This is a genomic window from Streptomyces sp. AC558_RSS880 (genome assembly GCF_019049255.1).
Lineage (GTDB): Bacteria > Actinomycetota > Actinomycetes > Streptomycetales > Streptomycetaceae > Streptomyces.
Genome location: NZ_JAGMUJ010000022.1, coordinates 39,102 through 57,035 on the forward strand (window position 1 = coordinate 39,102; position 17,934 = coordinate 57,035).

A 17,934-nucleotide genomic window follows, 5' to 3' on the forward strand; every position below is an offset into this window, starting at 1 on the left:
GGCGGCACCTGCCTTCGTCTGATGGCGGAGGCAGGCGGCTACCTGGCTCTCATATTGGGCCGTCTCTGGGCCGTACGAGGGTACCTGCCGCCGACCAAAGACGACAGAAGCCCACGGCATCTGAACTGGTCAGAGCCGTAGGCTTCGTCAGGCCCGCTGGTCAGCGGAACTGGTGAATCAGTAGACCGGCATTTTAGGTTCTCCGGACAGACGGCCGTGCCCGTGCCAGAGCGTGCGGGGAACCACGGGGAATAGCGGGGATCAAGGCCGACGGTCATGCAGGCCCTCGCGTCACTTCGCCGCAGGTCAGCACAGCAACCGCCGTCAAGAAATCCGAGCTTCCCAAGTTGAGAGTCCCGCTTCTATCCTTCGCTCATGGTCGGCATCGAGCTTCCGCGGTGCTTGGTCGCGCTGCAACTCAGCGTCTACACAGCACGACTGAGGGTGGTGGAGCATGTGCGTACGAACGGGCCGACACGTGACTGGAGCCCTGAGATCCATGCCGAAGGAGCGAACTTGCAACAGGCATGCGAGGTGAGTGAGGCCGCTCTTCAGAAGGCCATTGATGAAAGTGGTTTGGAGCAGCAGCACGGCCGGCGCGCTCTTCGCCGGGCCCTCATGGCGGCGGCCTCACCGCAGATGCCTGGCCAGCCCGGGACTACGCCTGGCACCACGTGAGTATCTAACTGCGTGACAACGCCGACGCACAACAGCGGACAGGCACAGGCCCCCCAGGCCTCCCGCTCCCTCTGCTCCGTTCAGGGTGAGGGCCTGAAGCCGGCGGATTGGTCGAGGCGGAACGGAGAGCCTGGAGCCGTCGGAGTCCAACCCTCTTGGAGAGCAAGGTGAATGACCTGGGCAACGCCGGACGGCAGTACAGGCGTGGCCACGCGGCCGAACCAGTTACTCGGATGCGGCTGGTTGGTAGTGATCACGAGCGGCATGCCCGGGGTGTCCGCATGCTCGACCACGAAAGTGCACGGCGTCCAGGCCAGTCCCTGGAAATACGTCGGCCTGCCTCGCAGCCGCCAGCGGTAGGCCGTGCCGTCGACGACGATCCGTCGTGATCCCTTGCGGGCCAGTGCCATGGCTCCCCCTTCAACAGCGACGATGCTAGCGAGACCGAACGCAGTAGCGGCCGAGATAACCGGCCGCCCATGAACGCAGGTGAACGCCCCTGCACGCAGCCCACCGCCCCACCAACACAGTTGGAAAGCGTGCGCCTTGGTGCCTGGCGGTCCCTGAGTACGCGATGCTTGGGTATGGCCCCTGAACCCAGCGCTGCTCCGCCGACGACCACACACGTGAGTGCGGTGACCGATGGAACCACCAGAGTCTTCACGTGGAAGGAAGGCGCACGCATCGAGGTCCGCAACCTGGGCGGAGAGATCGTCATCGAGGCCAACGCCGCTGGGCTGAAGACTCTGGCCGGCCACCTCCTCACCCTCGCCCAGGACGGCACACCGGACGGTGCTCATCTCCATCTGGAGGAGAACAACGGGCTCGAAGAAGGGTCCGTAAGCCTGGTTTTGGAGCGGTGCGACGACGAATGACTCGTGCCAGACGCGTGCCAGATCGTGTGGGGAACCACGGGGAACAGCGGGGAACCAACCGACCGTCTACCGCGCGTCTGCGTCGCGCCGCCGCAGGTCAGGCCTAGAGCAAGCCCTATACGCCCCAAGCTTCCCAAGCTGAGGTCTCATCGCCGTCGGTGGCCCGTCAGTCCAGCCAGACAAGCATCGCGTCGTCCGCCCTGGCAGCAGCCTCGAAGAACTGTGTGAGGCCGCCGTACCAAGGACGCCCCCATTCCAGTGAGCCGGGCTCACTCCATCCAAGGGGATAGACCTCGGCGCTGGTCAGTTCGGCAGGATCCACGCCACTGACGAGCTGGTCATAGCTGGTAGCCCGCAGAGCTTCCGCCGCAAGCCGGACCCGCTCAGGCCGCAGGTACCTCGGTGGCCCGTAGCCCCAATCCTCGTCCTCGGCGAACGGTTCCTCACCGTGGATCACATTCACGGTGAACTCTGCGCGCGCCAGCAGGAAGCGGAGCATGTCCCAGGTCTTGTACGTACTGAAGTGGCGCGCCTCGGCCGGCGCAGGCTCTGTCTCCTCCTCGGCGTCTTGGACCTCTTCGACGAAGTCCAGAGCCCAGTCGGGGTCTTGGATCGCTCGATCAAGCTCAGCAGCCGTGACACGCAGGTACTCACCGATCATGCTCATGGTCGGAGACTAGGCGTGGTCTCTGACAACGATCGCCAGACGGGCCGTCTCAGTTTCCGTCTCATTCAGCCCGGTTCACCGGCGTTCAGCCGAGACCGGCAGCCGATCCCAGCCTGGTGACGAGCCCTCAATGAACGCAGGTGAACGCCCCTGCACACTGCCCACCACCCCATCAACACAGTTGGAAAGCGTGCGCCCCTGAGCAACCTCCTTGGGCCGCCGTGCACCGCTGCGCGGAGCAGTGCGCCTTCCACAGAGGACATGTGCCCGGCAATCCTGCACTGGTCCGCACGACGGTCGAGACCGGGGGTGGGAAGCGTGGCTCGTACGCAGTCCAGGTGTGGAGCGCTCACGGAGAAGGGCACTCGGTGCCGGCGGCTGGCGATGGTCGGTGCGTCGCGATGCAACCTGCACCGTGGCGAGTGGTCGTCGTACACCATCGAGAAGCGCAAGGAAGCCGAACGCAAGGCGAAGACACGCAAGCGGCGCAAGTGACCCCAGCCGGTGTGAGGTGACATCCATGGCTGACATCAACGACAGCGGACAGCGGCGGCGCCGCGCCCTCTGACGCGGTAGCGGCAGAGTGTCAGCGGGGCTCAGTCCTCGCCTACCTGCAGCAACACCACGGTGAAGGACCCGCCGGTCCCCGCAACGACCCCATCGAAGGTATGCCGGGTGACCGGGTTCCACGCTCGCGCTCCGGGCACGAGTTCAGTGATGTTCGTGTACCAGGCGGCCTCATAGCCCAGCAGACGGACAACACGTTCCGCCGCTCTACGGGCGTGGGCGCGGTCTCGGCGTGCTGGGCCCGGGAACACGAGGTCGTAGGTCGCCAGGTAGGTCAAGAGCTCCACTGCGCGCTCAGCGTCGATCTGCAAGAGTGCGTCGTCGATCTCTACTGGTGTGTCCGGGCCGACTGCACCTTCCACTGCATACTGCTTCCAAGCCTCTTCAGCCTCGGCGGCCACTTGGCGAACGAGTCCCGAAACGGATCCGCCGGCCTGGTCGACCACGCGGCCGAAGACCCCGCCTTCTCGCGACAGAGAGCCAGTAAGAGCGCGCAGTTCCGCAGCTACGTCCACCGTGCCATTCTCTACTGGGCCACCCCGACCCGGCCACGGCTGTGCCGCATCGTGCGATCCGCGGTGAGTGTCTAACTGCGTGACAATGCCGACGGACAGCGGCGGACAAGCACGGACACCCGCGGATCATCGCCGCAGGTGAGAGGCGCACTCGCTGCAGGTCGAGCCTCCGCCCAAGTTGCTTCGGGACGAAGGAGTCCCGAGCTAGAGGCCGTCGCGCTCGATGAGTGAGCCGTCAGGACCGAGAGAGAAGAAGCGCGGTGGGCCCATGGCTTCCATGGCCCTTTGCAATGCCGCTTCCCGCTCCGCGGGATCAGGGCCGTGCGGGTCCCGGACCCGGAAGCCGTGCAGTCGGATGCTGCCCGTGTCGATGTCGTCCGGCTCGGGGCGGCCCTCCCGTACGAAGCCGCAGAGCGCGCGCAGTGCCTCTTCGCCCAGTTCCAAGGGGTGGAACGGCAGTGGGTACGGCTCTTCGTCCTCGTCCGGCCAGGGAATGACGTCGGCCGGGCGGTCTCCGGCCCAGTAGGGCAGCTCGAAGGAGAGTGGTTCGCCGATGTTCTCGATGATGCCGCTGTCCGGCGACAGGCTCAGGGAGCGGACGAGGCGACCGTCCTCCCACACGGCGAACGCCAGCCAGTCGACGACGCTGTGCATGGCGTGCAGGACGAGCCGTCGGCCGGCACTCGCCGCCACGAGGTGTTCCGGAAGCTCGGAGGGGGCGTCGATCATCACTTCCTGATCACCGATGACCTCCACGCCCGGCCAGCTCGCTGCGCACACCGTCCCCTCCGGCGGGTACACGCCGTTCCAGAGGTTCGTGCCCTCGCACTGCTCGATCTCCCGGCCCGGGTAGAGCCGCCGCATCATGGTGACCGTCCGGTCAGGGTCCGCCGCCCCCACGCGCCGCAGCAACCCTGGCACGTCGCCGTCCGCGTACACCAGCAGCCCCGTCTTGGCTCCCAAAGCCCCTCCCCAGAGCGTTACGTCCAATAGATGGGCGCACCCTAGCCACACTCACTGACAAGTCGGCTCGACCTGCCTGGCCGGCTGGGCCGTCCGACGCCGCTCAACAGTGGCCAATGACGACCGACGACGACCACCAGGCGCACGATCCCACCGCTTCTGATCAGCGAAAACCCAGCTCAACAAGATCCCCGGCAAACCCAGGGCAAGAAGAAGTAAGCAGGCGTGAACAAGCCCCCTGCCTGCGGGGTCTCCGCGGGCAGGGGGCTTTTCGCCGGTCGGGCGTGTGGCGGCCTAGGGTACGGAAATGACGTCTCCCTACGAAGGCCTGCTCGAGCACGTCCAGTTCCACCTGGGGCCGGTGACCCGTGCTCAGCGACCGGACGCCCTGGGTTACCACCGAGGCTTTGCCATCGGTCTTCACCGTCACCCCGAGCAGGAGATGGTGTCGGCCGCGACGACCGGCGTTCGCTTCCAGGAGGTGGAGGCCGAGCTGCCTGAGGAGTTCGTGTGCTCCGCGCGGCCTGGCCAGGAAACCGAGGCGACCTACCTCGTCCACACGATCGCCGACCAGGTCGTGCGGAGCGGCAAGGGCCACAACTCCGGTGACGGCTACCGCAGTGAGAAGCCGTGGATCCCGGAAACGCGGATCTCCAGCCTGGTTTTCGGCGCGCATCCCCACCTGCCGGACCGGTTCGGCACCTTCCGGAACCCCGAGGGCCAGGTCGTGCTCCAGTTCATCACCCTGATACCGCTGACCGACCCCGAGTTCCTCTTCGCGCTCGACAAGGGTTATCCGGAATTGGTCGAGGTCTGGAGCGACAGGGAAACCGACCTGCTGGACCTGCACCGTTCCTCGGCCGTCTGATCAAGACGTCTGATCAAGACGTCCGGTCAAAACGTCCGGTCAAGCGACGAAGGTACGTGAACCGGGGAAGTTGACCGTTTTTCGTCTCTTGCGCAGTAGGTGTGGGGTGCTTAATGGTTCCCCACGCGGTCGTGGGGCCGCTGGGCGTCACACGACGTACGGGGGACTTGTGGAGACGAAGGGGATTTTGGGACCGCCGGTGCCGCCGCCTGTGCCACCGGTGATTCCGCCACCACCGAACAGGAAGACCGTGGTTCTGCGGGTCGACAAGCGGTTGTTGTGGGTGGGGGACGCCGCCTATCCGCTGCGCAACGTCACCCGGGTCTACCCCGTCGAGTTCAAACCGAAGCGCATGGAGACGTTCGGATACTTCGTGATCGGGAGCGCGATCGCCTTCGTGGTGGCCAGGACGGAACCGGACACGGCGGCGGGCAGTGTGCTCGTGGTGATCGCGCTGTTCGCGTGGTTCCTGCGGGTGCTGACGTCGCCGAGCAAGTACGCGCTGGTCATCGACACGTCCGGCGCAGCGAGCGCCCTCGTGACGCTGCAGCACCACGAACAGCTCAAGCAGCTCGTCAACGCCATCGTGGAGGCCGTCGAGACGCCGGAGAAGCAACTCCACGTACAGGTCGAGAGCCTGCATATCAACCGCAACGCCTACCACCACGGCGACAAGGTCAACATTTACGGCGGTCTGGGCAACACGGGGGTGCTGAAGAAATGACCGGTGACATCGTCCACATGCACAACGGAAGCCACAACGTCGGCATCATCAAGAACCAGTACGCCGGGCCCGCACAGCCGACGGCCCGGGAACTCACCGAGGCGATCGGCCGGCTGACGCAGCTTCTCGGGGAGCTTCGCGAGCAGGTGGCACCCGGGACCGCACAGGTCATCGACGACTCGCTGCCCGTGATCGTCTCCGCGGAGAGCGCACCGCAGGAGCGGCACCGGGCCTTGATCGCCGTGGCCACCATCGCCGCGACCATCGGCGCGCTGGGTGAGCCGACCGTCGAGGCGGCCAACAGACTCCTGGGACTTCTGGGACTCCTGTAGGCGGTCGGCGGGAACGGGGTCGGCCCGGCGGGAGGCGGAGGAATTCACGGACGCCGCGAAGGGGGTCCGCAGACGGTCCCGCGCAGCGCGGTGCCGGGCATCCAGCCGGGCTCGAACACCGAGCGGACGACCAGGTGCTCCGTACGGCGCGTCCGTGGCGAAGGCGGCCGGCCGGCATGGGCGCCGGTACGCCGTCCACGCCGTGCCGGCGGCTGTGGCCGCGCAGGGCGTCGAGGTGACCGCCTTCGCCTCTGACGGGGCGCCCGCCTCTCGAAGCCGCCCGCCGAGGAACCGGGCGAGCGGCCTGGCAGGCGGTACCGGGCTCTACTCCGTGAAGTCGGACCAGACCGTCTGCTGGGTGCCGGAGGCCGTGATGCCTCCGGAGTGGCCGCGCAGGCGGAGGTAGTCGGTGAAGAGGTCGGCGTGGCCGTCGCGGTCGGAGTCGCGCAGGCGGAGCCGTTCGCCGAAGGACTCGCCGGCTTCCAGACCGCCAGGCACGCTCGCGGTGTTGCGGTCGATGAACTGCGACTTGGAGCCGGTGAGCCCGGAGGCACTGCCGCGCAGGATGTGGACGGCGCCCGCGTCGGCGCGGCCGTCGAGGTCCTCTCCGGGGGCGGCGACGGCGAGGTCCGGGTAGCCGTCGCGGTTGACGTCGCCCACGGAGATCCGGGCGCCGAAGCGGTCGCCGGACTCCATGCTGCCGGAGACGCCCGCGGTGTTCTGGTTGACGCGGGTGACGCTGCCGGGGCCGCTGGAGCCGCCGCGCCAGACGAGGACGCCGCCCGCGCCGTTGGCGTTGGGGTGTCCGAGGGCTATGTCCCCGTAGCCGTCCTTGTTGAAGTCGGCGATCTGGGCGTCGACCTCCCAGCTGGTGTCCTCACCGGTGCCCAGCTTGTAGGTCTTGCCCCGGGTGAGCGTGCTTCCGCCGCGGATGAACCAGGCGCCGGTGACGGTGTGCTCGGTGCCGTCCACTCCGCCGACGACCACGAGGTCGGAAGCCTTGTCCTTGGTGACCCGTCCGGCGGTCAGGTGCTCGGCGAACATCTTGTCGTTGGTGAGCTTGGTGACCTTGCCGCTGAAGCCGGACTTGGTGAACGAGCCGACGTACACGTGCGCGGTGTGGTCGTTGATCAGGGCCAGGTCGGGCTTGCCGTCGCCGTTGAAGTCACCGGCGACGAGGTCGAGGCCCATCTGGCCGTACCTGCCCGGGGACTTGTTCGGGACGGTGGTGCCTCCGGACAGTCCCGACGCGGACCCCCAGATGATCGTGGCCCCGCCCTGTTCCTTGCTCGTGCCCACGTCCTCGCCGTAGACGCCGACGGCGAGGTCGGCGTATCCGTCACGGTTGAAGTCGGCGGCCGCCATCGCGTTGCCGAAGCCGTCGTCCCACTCGTTGGCGCCGGGGACACCCGCGCTGTTCTGCGTGATGTTCTGCTTGCGCCCGTTCGGTCCGGTGGCCGTGCCGTAGATGACGCCGACCGTTCCGGAGCCGTCCGAGCCCGCGTCGGTGACGCTCCCGCCGTACGCGTAGTCGCGGTAGCCGTCACCGTTGAAGTCGTCGGCGTACTTGGCGGGCGCCGCGGACGCGGTGGGGGCGGCGAGGAGCGGCGTGCAGAGCGCCGCTACGAGTGCGGAAGCGGCTGCGAGTGCGGTACGCGAGGAGGGCATGATTCTCCGAGGTCCGAGAAGCGTCCTGTGGACGGACGCTTGAACTGCGATCTTGGACGCGTACGGACCGTCAATGGTTGTACACCGGCAACGACCGCTTTCCCCTCACGGCAGCTCCGGTTCCGGCTCAGGCGGTCTCCCGGATCTCGACGGGATCGTACGTGCCGTCGTGGAAGTTGAAGGGCTTCACCTCTGTCCCGTACACGTGGCGGATGTGGCCGCCGTCGACCATGTCCCTGCTGGGGCCGGTCCGGCAGCTCGCGGAGGTGGGGCGGGGGCCGGCGCGGCTGGGATCCGGCCCGGTGGCCCGGCACCGAAGCCGTACGGGGCGCGTGACGCCGGCTTCGACGGTGCCGTCGCCGATCAGGCGCTGGTCGACGGCGCCTTCGCCGGCCTCGCCCGCGAACAGGCGGCCACCGACGCGGCGTCGGCCGAGTACCCCGGACCTGGGCGGGTGGGGCAGTGGCTCACCTTTCGAGGAGCTGGGCGGTGGCCTCCCACAGGCGGTGTTCGCGGGCGCGGTCGTGGGCGACGGGGCGTACCTCGCGTTCCTTGTCGACGACCACGAACGCGCCGTCGCGCAGGTGTGCCCACGTGTCGTCGAGGGCGATCGAGGCCAGCGCGGGCCCGGAGCGCTTCGGGGTGGACACGCCGGGCAGGGCGGCGATGCCGCGCCCGAACGCCCGCAGGGCCGCAGGCATGTCCCGGCTCAGCGCGGTGCCGGGCATCCAGCCGGGCTCGAACACCGAGACGTTGACGCCGGGCCCGGTGTGGCGCTGGAGCTCGTGGGCGTAGTAGAGGATCGCCAGCTTGGCGGTGGAGTAGGCGACACCAGAGGCCTGGAAGTCCGGTTTCCGCTCGCCGGTCGCGGGCCGGGCGATCTCGACGGGGTCGCGCCACTTCGCCTCGGGTACGCGCAGCAGCCGCCGGTAGGCATTGGCGCTGTAGGTGTTCGAGCCGAGCAGCACGACGCGGGCGGGCCGGGCGAGTGAGCCGAGGAGGTCGCCGATCAGCTGGGCGTGGGCGAGGTAGTTGACGGCGAAGGTCATCTCGTAGCCGTCGGCGGAGGCGGCGCGGGTGTCGGACGACATGCTGCCGGCGTTGGCGACCAGCGCCCTCAGCGGCCGTACCGTCCCGGCGTCGAGCAGTTCCCGCGCGGCGGTCGCCGCGGCCCGTACGTCGGCGAGGCGGGACAGGTCACAGCCGATCTCGTGGACCTTCGCCCCGCGCGCGCGGGCCTCGTCGGCGACGTCCGAGAGCGCCTCGCCCCGGCGGCCGACCAGCAGCAGGTCGGGGCGTGCGCCGTCCGGGCGGTCCGCCATGGCGAGGACGGCGGCCCGGCCCAGGCCCCGGGTCGGGCCGGTGATCAGGACGGTTCCGGTTTCGGTGGTGGTGGTCATGGGGCGAGCCTCGGGGAGCGGGAGGCGGTCAGCCAGTCGTTCCGATGTCGTAGGACTGCCAGGGCCAGGACAAGGGCGACGGTCGCGCGCACACTGGGCGCATGGAGTCGTGGGAGTTCGGCCGTACGGTGCGCCGGTGGCGGGATCGTGTGGCGCCGGAGACCGTCGGGGTTCCGGTCGGGCGGCGGCGCCGGGCGAGCGGGCTGCGGCGCGAGGAGCTGGCCGGGCTCGCCGGCATCTCGGCCGACTATCTGACCCGGCTCGAGCAGGGCCGGGCGACCGCGCCCTCGGCGCAGGTGGTGGAGGCCCTCGCGCGGGCGCTGCGCCTGTCCGACCCGGAGCGCGACCTCCTCCACCGGCTGGCCGGCCACAGCGCCCCCGGCCCCGACGTCGTCCCCTCCCGCATCACGCCGAGCGTGCGGCGGCTGCTCGACCGGCTGGCGCACACCCCGGTCGTCGTGTACGACGCCACCTGGACGCTCGTCCTCGCCAACGCGCCGTACGACGCGCTCATGGGCGACACGTCGGCCTGGCACGGCATCGAACGCAACGCCGTCTGGCGCAACCTCCTCGGACCCGGCACCCGCACCGTGCACACCCCGCGGGAACAGGCCGACCACGAGGCGCGGCTCGTCGCCGACCTGCGTCTGACCGCCTCCCGGTATCCCGCCGACCGGGCGCTCCGGAGGCTCATCGGCGAGCTCACGGAAGCGAGCCCGCGCTTCGCCGAGCTCTGGGACTCCGACGCCCCTCCCCCGCTTCCGGACCCGTCGAGGAGGAAGGTCGTCGACCATCCCGCGGTCGGCCGTATCACGCTCGACTGCGACACGCTCGTCGTCGCCGGGGACGATCTGCGCATCACGGTCTACACCGCCGAGCCCGGCACCGAGGACGCCGAGCGTCTCGCGCTCGCCGTCGTCCTCGGCACTCAGACGCTCGTCGACCCGCAGGGTGCGCGCTGAGGCCCGTCCGGGCCGCCGAGGAGGTGGTGTACGGCCTGTCCGCCGAGGAGGTCGTACGGCCCGTCCGCCGCCGGGACTCGACCCGGGTTTGCCGGGTCGGCAAACGTGCTCGGGCTTCCGGGGCGGCCTTCCGCATGATCGAGGCACGGAAGACCACCGGGCCCGAAGGAGGGCGCATGTCGCAGTACGCCACGGAGATCACACACCGGCTGGTTCCCTCGCCGGGAGGGCGGATCCATCTCGTGGAGCAGGGAAGCGGGCCACTGGTGCTGCTCGTGCACGGGTTCCCGGAGTCCTGGTACTCCTGGCGCCACCAGCTGCCCGCACTCGCGGCGGCGGGGTACCGCGCGGTCGCCGCCGATGTGCGCGGCTACGGGCGCTCCTCCAAGCCGGCCGCGACGGACGCGTACCGGATGACGGCCCTGGTGGAGGACAACGTCGCGGTGGTGCACGCCCTGGGCGAGGAGTCGGCGGTGGTCGTCGGGCACGACTGGGGCGCGAACATCGCCGCGAACTCCGCCCTGCTCGCGCCGGAGGTGTTCCGCGCGGTGGCCCTGCTGAGCGTCCCCTACGCCCCGCGCGGCGGGCCCCGCCCCGGTGACGTCTTCGCCGGGATGGGCGGCGACGAGGAGTTCTACGTCTCGTACTTCCAGGAGCCGGGCCGCGCCGAGGCGGAGATCGAGCCCGATGTGCGGGGCTGGCTCGCGGGCCTCTACGCGGCGTTGTCCGCCGACACCATGCCCGCGCCCGGCGCTCCCGATCCGCACTTCGTCGGCGGGGGCGGGACCATGCGCGACCGGTTCCCCGCGGGCCGGCTGCCCGGCTGGCTGAGCGAGCGGGATCTCGACGTCTATGCCGGGGAGTTCGAGCGGACGGGGATGACCGGCGCGCTCAACCGCTACCGGAACATGGACCGCGACTGGGAGGACCTGGCCGCGTTCGACGGCGCCCCGATCACCCAGCCGTCCCTGTTCGTCGGCGGCGGCCTGGACGCCTCCACGACCTGGCTGGCCGACGCGATCGAGGCGTTCCCGGTCACGCTGCCGGGCCTGGTCTCCTCGCACCTGCTCGACGGCTGCGGCCACTGGATCCAGCAGGAGCGCCCCGACGACGTCAACCGCCTCCTCACCGAATGGCTGGCGGTCATCCGGACCGTGTCGTGACGGCTTGACACCCCGCGGTTGGCGGAAGGTTCACCTCCGCCGGACATCTCCATGGTCGAACGCGCTTGTTCCGCAATCGAGTCGTCATGGGGGATGTCATGAAGGGACCGCGTAGGGCCGTCCTCGCGGCGTCGGCGCTGCTGTGCGCGTCGGTGCTGGTGGGCTGTGCCAAGCCCGACCGGAGCGAGATCGTCACGTGGACCGACGAACACGGTCGGGCCTGCACGGGCGTGGCGGTGGTCGACTCCGAGGACGACGACCGTGAGGTGACCAGCATCGACTGCGACTACCCGCCGGACGGCAGGCAGCCGGGCCGCCAGACCTCCGGGCCGCTGCCGGACTGAGGCGCGGGCACGCTCAGCGCGGCGCGGCGGCGGTCAGCCTCAGGTACAGGTCCGTGCCGTACGGGTACCACCACGGGCTGTGCGCGCCGGCGGCGAGGTGGTCGATCGCGATCAGGGTGTCCGCCGCCGTCTTGCAGCGTGGGTGACGGGTGGCGAAGGCGGCGACGCGGGGGCGCTGGGTGGGGAGCCAGGCGGCGATGAGTCCGGGGTCGCCGTCGTACCACCAGGTGAAGTCGAAGTCCTCCCAGAGCAGGTCGGTCGCCCAGGCGAAGGCGAGGCGGACCAGGCCGGCTTCCGCCACCGGGCCGAGGAGGGTGGCGAGGGCGGCGAGGTGGTCCAGCCAGGGCCGCAGGTCGCCCGTCGCGTGGGCGATGCCCTCCACCAGTTCCGTGACGTCTGCCGCGGGCCGGCCGTCGGTCAGGGCGACGGCCAGCAGCGCGCGGAACGCCCGCTCCACCGCGGCGCGTTCGGGCGCGGGCCAGTCGGTCAGGGCGGCACCGTAGCCGGCCAGGTGGCCGATCTCCAGGTCCGGGTCGGTGCCCTCCTCGCCTCCCGGGCCCCAGTGGCGCAGGGCGCGCGGCATGAGGCGGCGCCACAGGACGGGGTACTGGTCCGCGTCCCAGTGGTCGACGGTCTCGCGCATGAAGTGGCCGAGGACGTCGTCCGGTACGGCGGCGGGGTCGCCGCCGAGCAGGACCAGCTCCGACTCGGGGGTGCAGTACGTGCAGCCGTCCACCGGACGGTCGAGTGCGGGGGGCGACGCGAAGACGAGGTCGGCTTCGGCGAGGGCGTGGCGCCACATCGCGTACGGATCGACGTCACGGGGATCGGACATGTCGGCCTGCCACGGGGACTCCGCACAGGGTGCCTGGCGAAGAGCGCGACATTACCAGCCGCGGGCCCTCCCGGCCCTCCCGATCCTCCCGATCCTCCCGATCCTCATTGCGATCAGCGGAGTTGAGGCAGTGGAGCAGGGGCGGGGTCCGGGCCGGTGAACCGGACCTCGCCCGCCTCTCCGTTCCACCACCTGGTCAGCGGCTCACGGGTGCATCCGCGCGCCCTTGAGGACCTTGTCCACCGCGTTCCTCGGGCCGTGGACCGACAGGCCCACCAGGTCCAGGTCCGCCGTGCCGACGGCGCGGACCGCCGCGCGGTTGGCCTCGTCGTGGCCCGTGGCGAACAGGTCGGAGGTGAAGACCGCACGGGGCAGGGCGCGGGAGAGGGCGCGCGTGTGGGCCGCCTTCAGCACTTCCTTCGTGCCCTGGAAGACCAGGACCGGCTGCCGGAACATCGGCAGGTACGGCACGTCGTCCGCGTCCTCGTAGGGTGCGCCGATCAGCTCGGGGAGCTGTGTGCCCAGGCCGCTGACCAGGAACGCGGTGACGTTGAGGCGCTGCCAGGGTTCCAGGTCCTCGCGCAGCAGTACGGCGATCTTCGTGTCGAAGCGAGTGCTCATGCACTGAGACTGCCGATCGGGTCCCGCCCGCGTCTTGTACGTTGTTTGCATGGCCGCAGAGCGCCCCGAGCGGGTCGTTTCCGCCTGGCGGCCCCGTGTTCCGGGCGTCGTCGAGGTGTTCCACGCCCGCTTCACCGAGTACGCCTACCCGATGCACGTCCACGACGCCTGGACGCTGCTCATCGTCGACGACGGCGCCGTACGGTACGACCTCGACCGGCACGAGCACGGCACCCCGCACGACACCGTGTCCCTGCTGCCGCCGCACGTCCCCCACAACGGGGCCCCCGCCACTCCCGGCGGCTTCCGCAAGCGGGTGCTGTACCTCGACGGCCACCATCTCGCCGACGATCTCATCGGGGCCGCCGTCGACCGGCCCGATCTGCGCGACCCCCTGCTGCGGCGGCGCGTGGGGCAGGTGCACTCCGCGCTCGTGCGGCCCGGGGACGAGCTGGAGGCCGAGAGCAGGCTGGCGCTGGTCGGGGAGCGGCTGCGGGAGCACCTGCGGTCCCGGGAGGTCCTCGGACCGCCCCGGCGGGACCCCGTGCTCGCGCGGCGGCTGCGGGAGCTGCTCGACGAGCGGGTCGTGGAGGGCGTCGGCCTGGCGGAGGCCGGCGGGACGCTGTCCGCCCATCCCGCGCACCTCGTACGGGCGTTCAGCGGGGCCTACGGCATCGCGCCGCACCAGTACCTGATGTCCCGCCGGGTCGGCCGCGCCCGGCGGCTGCTCCTGGAGGGACGGTCACCGGGCGAGGTCGCCGTCGCCACCGGCTTCTACGACCAGGCGCACCTCACCCGGCACTTCCGCAGGCTGGTCGGGGTCACGCCGGGGCGTTACCGCGCGGAGGGCCGGTGACCCCCGCGGAGGCGGGCCACCGGCCCTCCGGGGTCACTTCACGTCGACGTAGTCGCCCGCCGCCGTCGCGCCGCCCGTCGTGGACGTCTCGCCGAACGTCCAGCGCCAGTAGCCGTCGGTGGTGGCCGTCACCGTGGTCTTCAGGGAGCCCGTGGAGTTCGCCCGCGCGGTCTTGACGGTCGTGTAGGTGCTGGTGCCCGCCTTGCGGAACTGGAGCTTGGCCAGCTTGCCGCCGTAGCCGACGTACGCCTCCCTGCCCCAGTCGGCGCGGGTCAGCTTGCCCGTCACGGTGAGCGTCCTGTTCTTGACGACCGGTTCCGGCGAGGCGTTGACCGTGGCCCGCGCGGCGCGCTTGACCTGGACCGTGCCGAGGCCGGTCAGGTTCTCCTCGGCCTTGAGCTTGGTCTCGCTCCCGGGGGCCCAGAGGCGGATGTTGGCCGCGATCTTCCAGGTGGTGGCGTCCTTGGTGGAGTCCAGGGTCCAGCGGGGGTCGATGTAGAGATCGCCCTCGACGTTCGCCGAGCCGGGGGTGTCGTCGTAGTAGATGACGTGACCCGTGCGGATGCCGCTCTCCGCGCCCTCGGCGGCCGTGGTGTCGTGGTAGAGGTACGGGAACACGGTGACGTCGCCGGACGAGTACCCCGCGGGCCAGGTCATGCGGAAGCTGAGGCTGGGGTACTTCTCCTCGGAGATACCCACGACGATGGGCTTGCCGTTGTTCACGACCACGTTCGACACGGTGACGCCGGTGTCGGCCGCCTGTGCGGGCGTCGCGGTGCACACCCCGAGGGCGAGCGCTCCGGTGAGCGCGGCCATGAGGGCGGATCTGCCTGTGCGCATGCACGTCCTCTTCATGCACGGGACCCCTGAGACCGGGGTCCGGATCGCGGCAGGTTAACAGTACGTACCCGCACGTCCGTTCGGCGCCCCTGCCGTGACCTGCGCGGTCGTCACCCGTCCGAGGGGCGCTGCAGCAGGTGCGTGAACGCGTCCAGGTTGCGGGTGGACTCGCCGCGCGACACCCGCCACTCGTACTCCTTGCGGATCGCCGAGGCGAAACCGAGCTCCAGGAGGGTGTTGAAGCTGCCGTCGGCGGCGTCCAGGACCTGGCCGAGGAGGCGGTCGAGTTCCTCCGCGGTGACGGCGGAGAGGGGGAGGCGGCCGGTGACGTAGACGTCGCCGAGCGGGTCGACGGCGTAACTCACGCCGAAGAGCTTGAGGTTGCGCTCCAGGAGCCAGCGGTGGACGGCCGCCTCGTTCTCGTCGGGGTGGCGGATGACGAAGGCGTTCAGGGAGAGCGTGTGCCGGCCGGCGATCAGGGACACGGTCGTGGAGAGCTTGCGGGTGCCGGGGAGCTTCACCACGTAACTGCCGGGCGCGGGGCTCTCCCACTCCAGCTCGGCGTCCCTCAGGACGTCCTCGATGACCTGCGTTGCCTCCGCCGCCTTGTCAGCCATGGGGCGAGCGTACGTGACGGCGGTGGGCCTGGGTCGCGGCCGTGTAGACGTCGGCGGTGGCCGCGGCGGAGGTGTCCCAGCCGAAGGACCGGGCGTGCCGGGCGGCGGCCTCGCCCATGCGGTCGACGAGGTGCGGGTGGTCGGCGAAGTCGCGCAGCACGCGCGCGTAGGCGTCGGGGTCGTGGCCCTGGACGAGGAAGCCGGTGTGCCCGTCCCGCACGGCCACCGGGAGGCCGCCGACCGCCGCCGCGAGCACCGGGGTGCCGGCGGCCTGCGCCTCTATGGCGACCAGCCCGAAGGACTCGCTGTAGGACGGCATGACGAGCACGGACGCCGCGCGGAACCAGTCCGCGAGCTGCTCCTGCCCGACGGGCGGGCGGAACCGCACGACGTCCGCGATGCCGAGCCGCGCGGCGAGCTTCTGCAGCCCCTCCGGCTTGGCGAGGCCGCTGCCGCTGGGGCCGCCGACCACGGGGACGCAGATGCGTGAGCGCAGCTCGGGACGCTCACCGAGCAGGGCGGCCACCGCGCGGAGGAGCACGTCGGGTGCCTTGAGGGGCTGGATGCGGCCCGCGAAGAGGGGGATCAGGGCGTCCTGCGGCAGGCCGAGGCGGGCCCGCGCGGCGGCCCGGCCGTCGGCCGGGCGGAAGCGGGACAGGTTGACGCCGGGGTGGACGACGGCGACCTTGCCGGGGTCGGCCGCGTAGTGCCGTACGAGTTCGTCGGCCTCCTCGGCGGTGTTGGCGATCAGCCGGTCGGCGGCGGCGACGATCTGGGTCTCGCCGATGACGCGGGCGGCGGGCTCGGGCGTGTCGCCGTCGGCCAGGTTGGCGTTCTTGACCTTGGCCATGGTGTGCATGGCGTGCACCAGGGGCACGCCCCAGCGCTGGGCGGCGAGCCAGCCGACGTGGCCGGAGAGCCAGTAGTGGGAGTGGACCAGGTCGTAGTGGCCGGGGCGGTGGTGGGCCCAGGCCTGCATCACGCCGTGGGTGAAGGCGCACAGCTGGGCCGGGAGCTCCTCCTTGGCGAGGCCCTCGTAGGGGCCCGCGTCGACGTGCCGGACGAGGACGCCGGGGGCGAGTTCGACGGTGGGCGGGAGGGCGGCCGCGGTCGCGCGGGTGAAGATCTCGACCTCGATGTTGATCTCGGCGAGGCGCTGCGCGAGCTCCACGATGTAGACGTTCATGCCGCCCGCGTCGCCGGTGCCCGGCTGGTGGAGCGGGGAGGTGTGCACGGAGAGCATCGCCACGCGGCGGGGCCTGCGGTGCAGCCGCAGCCGCGGGGAGGCGGCGGGGGAGCGCCGCCCGAGCCTCGCGATGTACTGGCTCACGTGGCGTTCCTCCTCGCTGCGGGCATGGCTGTCGGAGGGTGTGCCACCCTCGGCGACGTCAACGTCCGAAAACCGCGTCCCCATTTCCGGACGACGTCCCCGGTTGGCGTTTTTACCGAATCATTACCATCTGTCGCTCAACCGTTCGAAAATGGGCCGCGTCACCCACACCGGTGCCGCTTCCGGGTACCCGCATACTCGTCCCCATGACAGTCCGCGCCCCCTCCCTCCCCCGCCCTCGGCCCGGCTCGAGCGGGAGGGCCCCCGTCGTGGGCACGGTGACGCGCGGGACGACCAACCCCAACCGGCTGCGCCGCATGGACCGCTGGATCACGGCCACGCACGGCGCGGAACTGCGCCGCGCCGCCGATCCCGTCGCCGTCGACCTCGGCTACGGCGCGGCCCCCTGGACGGCGGTCGAACTGCTCCACCGGCTGCGCGCCGTGGCGCCCCGCGCGCGCGTGGCGGGCGTCGAGATCGAACCGGCCCGGGTCACGGCGGCACGGCCGTACGAGCGCGAGGGACTGGCCTTCCTCCGCGGCGGCTTCGAGGTCCCGGTCCCCGGGCGGCCGGTGCTGGTCCGCGCGGCGAACGTGCTGCGCCAGTACGACGAGGCCGAGGTCGCCGCCGTGTGGCGGCGGCTGTGCGCGCGGCTCGCCCCCGCCGACCCGGCGACGGGCTCGCGCGGCGGGCTGCTGGTCGAGGGGACCTGCGACGAGATCGGGCGCCGGCACGTCTGGGTCGCCCTCGGGCCGGAAGGGCCGCGCACGGTCACCTTCGCGACCCGCCTCGGCTCCCTGGAGCGCCCCTCCGACCTGGCGGAACGCCTGCCGAAGGCGCTCATCCACCGCAATGTGCCGGGCGAACCGGTGCACGCCTTCCTGCGCGACTTCGACCGCGCCTGGGCCGCCGCCGCGCCCTACGCCTCGTACGGCGCACGGCAGCGCTGGATCCGGGCGGTGCGGGACCTCACGGCCGACTGGCCGGTGGCGGACGGGCCGGGGCGGTGGCGGCAGGGGGAAGTGACGGTGCGGTGGGAGGCGTTGGCGCCCGGGCGTTGATGCCCTGGCGGTAAACCTCTCGTGACGGCTCGGGGTGACAGGAACGAT

General features: G+C 70.8%; 21 protein-coding genes. 10 read left to right on the plus strand and 11 right to left on the minus strand.

Annotated elements, in window-relative coordinates; translation table 11 throughout:
- Window positions 1-375 precede the first annotated feature (375 nt).
- A complete protein-coding gene (locus tag KUM38_RS08460; protein ID WP_217128668.1) occupies window positions 376-678 on the plus strand; it encodes a hypothetical protein in 303 nt (100 codons plus the stop codon).
- 80 nt (window positions 679-758) lie between these two features.
- On the opposite strand, the gene KUM38_RS08465 is transcribed toward KUM38_RS08460, so the two are convergent.
- Complete coding sequence (locus KUM38_RS08465; protein ID WP_217128669.1) at window positions 759-1,088, minus strand: hypothetical protein; 330 nt, start codon at window positions 1,086-1,088, stop codon at window positions 759-761.
- A gap of 216 nt (window positions 1,089-1,304) precedes the next feature.
- Here KUM38_RS08465 and KUM38_RS08470 point away from each other — a divergent pair, with 216 nt between their 5' ends.
- The gene (locus KUM38_RS08470; RefSeq protein ID WP_308408927.1) at window positions 1,305-1,553 is read left to right on the plus strand and encodes a hypothetical protein; all 249 of its coding nucleotides are present in this window, start codon (window positions 1,305-1,307) and stop codon (window positions 1,551-1,553) included.
- Between the two features lie 166 nt (window positions 1,554-1,719).
- On the opposite strand, the gene KUM38_RS08475 is transcribed toward KUM38_RS08470, so the two are convergent.
- From KUM38_RS08475 to KUM38_RS08485, 3 genes are all read right to left on the minus strand, one after another.
- The gene (locus KUM38_RS08475) at window positions 1,720-2,220 is read right to left on the minus strand and encodes a YfbM family protein (protein WP_217128670.1); all 501 of its coding nucleotides are present in this window, start codon (window positions 2,218-2,220) and stop codon (window positions 1,720-1,722) included.
- A gap of 596 nt (window positions 2,221-2,816) precedes the next feature.
- Window positions 2,817-3,302, minus strand: coding sequence for a hypothetical protein (locus KUM38_RS41680; RefSeq protein WP_254396879.1), 486 nt, complete (start codon window positions 3,300-3,302; stop codon window positions 2,817-2,819).
- Between the two features lie 204 nt (window positions 3,303-3,506).
- Window positions 3,507-4,265 (minus strand): hypothetical protein, encoded by a 759-nt coding sequence (locus KUM38_RS08485; RefSeq protein ID WP_217128671.1) that lies wholly within the window; start codon window positions 4,263-4,265, stop codon window positions 3,507-3,509.
- Window positions 4,266-4,572: 307 nt separating this feature from the next.
- On the opposite strand from KUM38_RS08485, the gene KUM38_RS08490 reads away from it, so the two are divergent.
- From KUM38_RS08490 to KUM38_RS08500, 3 genes are all read left to right on the plus strand, one after another.
- Window positions 4,573-5,133, plus strand: a complete 561-nt coding sequence (locus KUM38_RS08490) for a suppressor of fused domain protein (protein ID WP_217128672.1) — start codon at window positions 4,573-4,575, stop codon at window positions 5,131-5,133.
- A gap of 250 nt (window positions 5,134-5,383) precedes the next feature.
- Window positions 5,384-5,857, plus strand: coding sequence for a DUF6232 family protein (locus tag KUM38_RS08495; protein WP_217128673.1), 474 nt, complete (start codon window positions 5,384-5,386; stop codon window positions 5,855-5,857).
- Complete coding sequence (locus KUM38_RS08500) at window positions 5,854-6,189, plus strand: hypothetical protein (RefSeq protein ID WP_217128674.1); 336 nt, start codon at window positions 5,854-5,856, stop codon at window positions 6,187-6,189. The genes KUM38_RS08495 and KUM38_RS08500 overlap by 4 nt, the downstream gene beginning before the upstream one ends.
- A 324-nt stretch (window positions 6,190-6,513) precedes the next feature.
- Here the strand turns inward: KUM38_RS08500 and KUM38_RS08505 are convergent, their stop codons facing one another.
- The gene (locus KUM38_RS08505; protein WP_217128675.1) at window positions 6,514-7,857 is read right to left on the minus strand and encodes an FG-GAP-like repeat-containing protein; all 1,344 of its coding nucleotides are present in this window, start codon (window positions 7,855-7,857) and stop codon (window positions 6,514-6,516) included.
- Window positions 7,858-8,324: 467 nt separating this feature from the next.
- Complete coding sequence (locus KUM38_RS08510; protein ID WP_217128676.1) at window positions 8,325-9,257, minus strand: SDR family NAD(P)-dependent oxidoreductase; 933 nt, start codon at window positions 9,255-9,257, stop codon at window positions 8,325-8,327.
- Between the two features lie 101 nt (window positions 9,258-9,358).
- Here KUM38_RS08510 and KUM38_RS08515 point away from each other — a divergent pair, with 101 nt between their 5' ends.
- The 3 genes from KUM38_RS08515 to KUM38_RS08525 all read left to right on the plus strand — a co-directional run bounded on the left by KUM38_RS08515 (window position 9,359) and on the right by KUM38_RS08525 (window position 11,726).
- Window positions 9,359-10,219 (plus strand): helix-turn-helix transcriptional regulator, encoded by an 861-nt coding sequence (locus KUM38_RS08515; protein WP_217128677.1) that lies wholly within the window; start codon window positions 9,359-9,361, stop codon window positions 10,217-10,219.
- A gap of 176 nt (window positions 10,220-10,395) precedes the next feature.
- Window positions 10,396-11,382 (plus strand): alpha/beta fold hydrolase, encoded by a 987-nt coding sequence (locus KUM38_RS08520; RefSeq protein WP_217128678.1) that lies wholly within the window; start codon window positions 10,396-10,398, stop codon window positions 11,380-11,382.
- 98 nt (window positions 11,383-11,480) lie between these two features.
- On the plus strand, window positions 11,481-11,726 hold the full coding sequence (locus KUM38_RS08525) for a hypothetical protein (protein ID WP_217128679.1): 246 nt from the start codon (window positions 11,481-11,483) through the stop codon (window positions 11,724-11,726).
- A gap of 13 nt (window positions 11,727-11,739) precedes the next feature.
- Here the strand turns inward: KUM38_RS08525 and KUM38_RS08530 are convergent, their stop codons facing one another.
- Together KUM38_RS08530 and KUM38_RS08535 are read right to left on the minus strand one after the other, a co-directional pair.
- Window positions 11,740-12,561: a hypothetical protein gene (locus tag KUM38_RS08530; protein ID WP_217128680.1), complete on the minus strand. Its 822-nt coding sequence runs from the start codon at window positions 12,559-12,561 to the stop codon at window positions 11,740-11,742.
- 204 nt (window positions 12,562-12,765) lie between these two features.
- On the minus strand, window positions 12,766-13,233 hold the full coding sequence (locus tag KUM38_RS08535; RefSeq protein WP_217128681.1) for a DUF2000 domain-containing protein: 468 nt from the start codon (window positions 13,231-13,233) through the stop codon (window positions 12,766-12,768).
- Here KUM38_RS08535 and KUM38_RS08540 point away from each other — a divergent pair.
- On the plus strand, window positions 13,232-14,038 hold the full coding sequence (locus KUM38_RS08540; RefSeq protein ID WP_217128682.1) for an AraC family transcriptional regulator: 807 nt from the start codon (window positions 13,232-13,234) through the stop codon (window positions 14,036-14,038). The genes KUM38_RS08535 and KUM38_RS08540 overlap by 2 nt on opposite strands.
- A gap of 33 nt (window positions 14,039-14,071) precedes the next feature.
- On the opposite strand, the gene KUM38_RS08545 is transcribed toward KUM38_RS08540, so the two are convergent.
- The 3 genes from KUM38_RS08545 to mshA all read right to left on the minus strand — a co-directional run bounded on the left by KUM38_RS08545 (window position 14,072) and on the right by mshA (window position 16,825).
- The gene (locus KUM38_RS08545; RefSeq protein WP_254396880.1) at window positions 14,072-14,878 is read right to left on the minus strand and encodes a hypothetical protein; all 807 of its coding nucleotides are present in this window, start codon (window positions 14,876-14,878) and stop codon (window positions 14,072-14,074) included.
- Between the two features lie 110 nt (window positions 14,879-14,988).
- Entirely contained in the window at window positions 14,989-15,495 is a 507-nt protein-coding gene (locus tag KUM38_RS08550) for a YbjN domain-containing protein (RefSeq protein WP_217128684.1), read from the minus strand.
- Window positions 15,488-16,825: a D-inositol-3-phosphate glycosyltransferase gene (gene mshA / locus KUM38_RS08555; RefSeq protein ID WP_217128685.1), complete on the minus strand. Its 1,338-nt coding sequence runs from the start codon at window positions 16,823-16,825 to the stop codon at window positions 15,488-15,490. Before mshA ends, KUM38_RS08550 begins: the two co-directional genes overlap by 8 nt.
- Window positions 16,826-17,094: 269 nt before the next feature.
- On the opposite strand from mshA, the gene KUM38_RS08560 reads away from it, so the two are divergent.
- Window positions 17,095-17,886 (plus strand): class I SAM-dependent methyltransferase, encoded by a 792-nt coding sequence (locus KUM38_RS08560; RefSeq protein ID WP_217128686.1) that lies wholly within the window; start codon window positions 17,095-17,097, stop codon window positions 17,884-17,886.
- Window positions 17,887-17,934 lie beyond the last annotated feature (48 nt).

Coding starts and splice junctions, on each gene's coding strand:
- KUM38_RS08460 (WP_217128668.1), top strand. CDS start 376: ATGGTCGGCATCGAGCTTCCGCGGTGCTTGGTCGCGCTGCAACTCAGC.
- KUM38_RS08465 (WP_217128669.1), bottom strand. CDS start 1,088: ATGGCACTGGCCCGCAAGGGATCACGACGGATCGTCGTCGACGGCACG.
- KUM38_RS08475 (WP_217128670.1), bottom strand. CDS start 2,220: ATGAGCATGATCGGTGAGTACCTGCGTGTCACGGCTGCTGAGCTTGAT.
- KUM38_RS08490 (WP_217128672.1), top strand. CDS start 4,573: ATGACGTCTCCCTACGAAGGCCTGCTCGAGCACGTCCAGTTCCACCTG.
- KUM38_RS08500 (WP_217128674.1), top strand. CDS start 5,854: ATGACCGGTGACATCGTCCACATGCACAACGGAAGCCACAACGTCGGC.
- KUM38_RS08505 (WP_217128675.1), bottom strand. CDS start 7,857: ATGCCCTCCTCGCGTACCGCACTCGCAGCCGCTTCCGCACTCGTAGCG.
- KUM38_RS08510 (WP_217128676.1), bottom strand. CDS start 9,257: ATGACCACCACCACCGAAACCGGAACCGTCCTGATCACCGGCCCGACC.
- KUM38_RS08515 (WP_217128677.1), top strand. CDS start 9,359: ATGGAGTCGTGGGAGTTCGGCCGTACGGTGCGCCGGTGGCGGGATCGT.
- KUM38_RS08520 (WP_217128678.1), top strand. CDS start 10,396: ATGTCGCAGTACGCCACGGAGATCACACACCGGCTGGTTCCCTCGCCG.
- KUM38_RS08525 (WP_217128679.1), top strand. CDS start 11,481: ATGAAGGGACCGCGTAGGGCCGTCCTCGCGGCGTCGGCGCTGCTGTGC.
- KUM38_RS08530 (WP_217128680.1), bottom strand. CDS start 12,561: ATGTCCGATCCCCGTGACGTCGATCCGTACGCGATGTGGCGCCACGCC.
- KUM38_RS08540 (WP_217128682.1), top strand. CDS start 13,232: ATGGCCGCAGAGCGCCCCGAGCGGGTCGTTTCCGCCTGGCGGCCCCGT.
- KUM38_RS08535 (WP_217128681.1), bottom strand. CDS start 13,233: ATGCAAACAACGTACAAGACGCGGGCGGGACCCGATCGGCAGTCTCAG.
- KUM38_RS08545 (WP_254396880.1), bottom strand. CDS start 14,878: ATGCGCACAGGCAGATCCGCCCTCATGGCCGCGCTCACCGGAGCGCTC.
- KUM38_RS08550 (WP_217128684.1), bottom strand. CDS start 15,495: ATGGCTGACAAGGCGGCGGAGGCAACGCAGGTCATCGAGGACGTCCTG.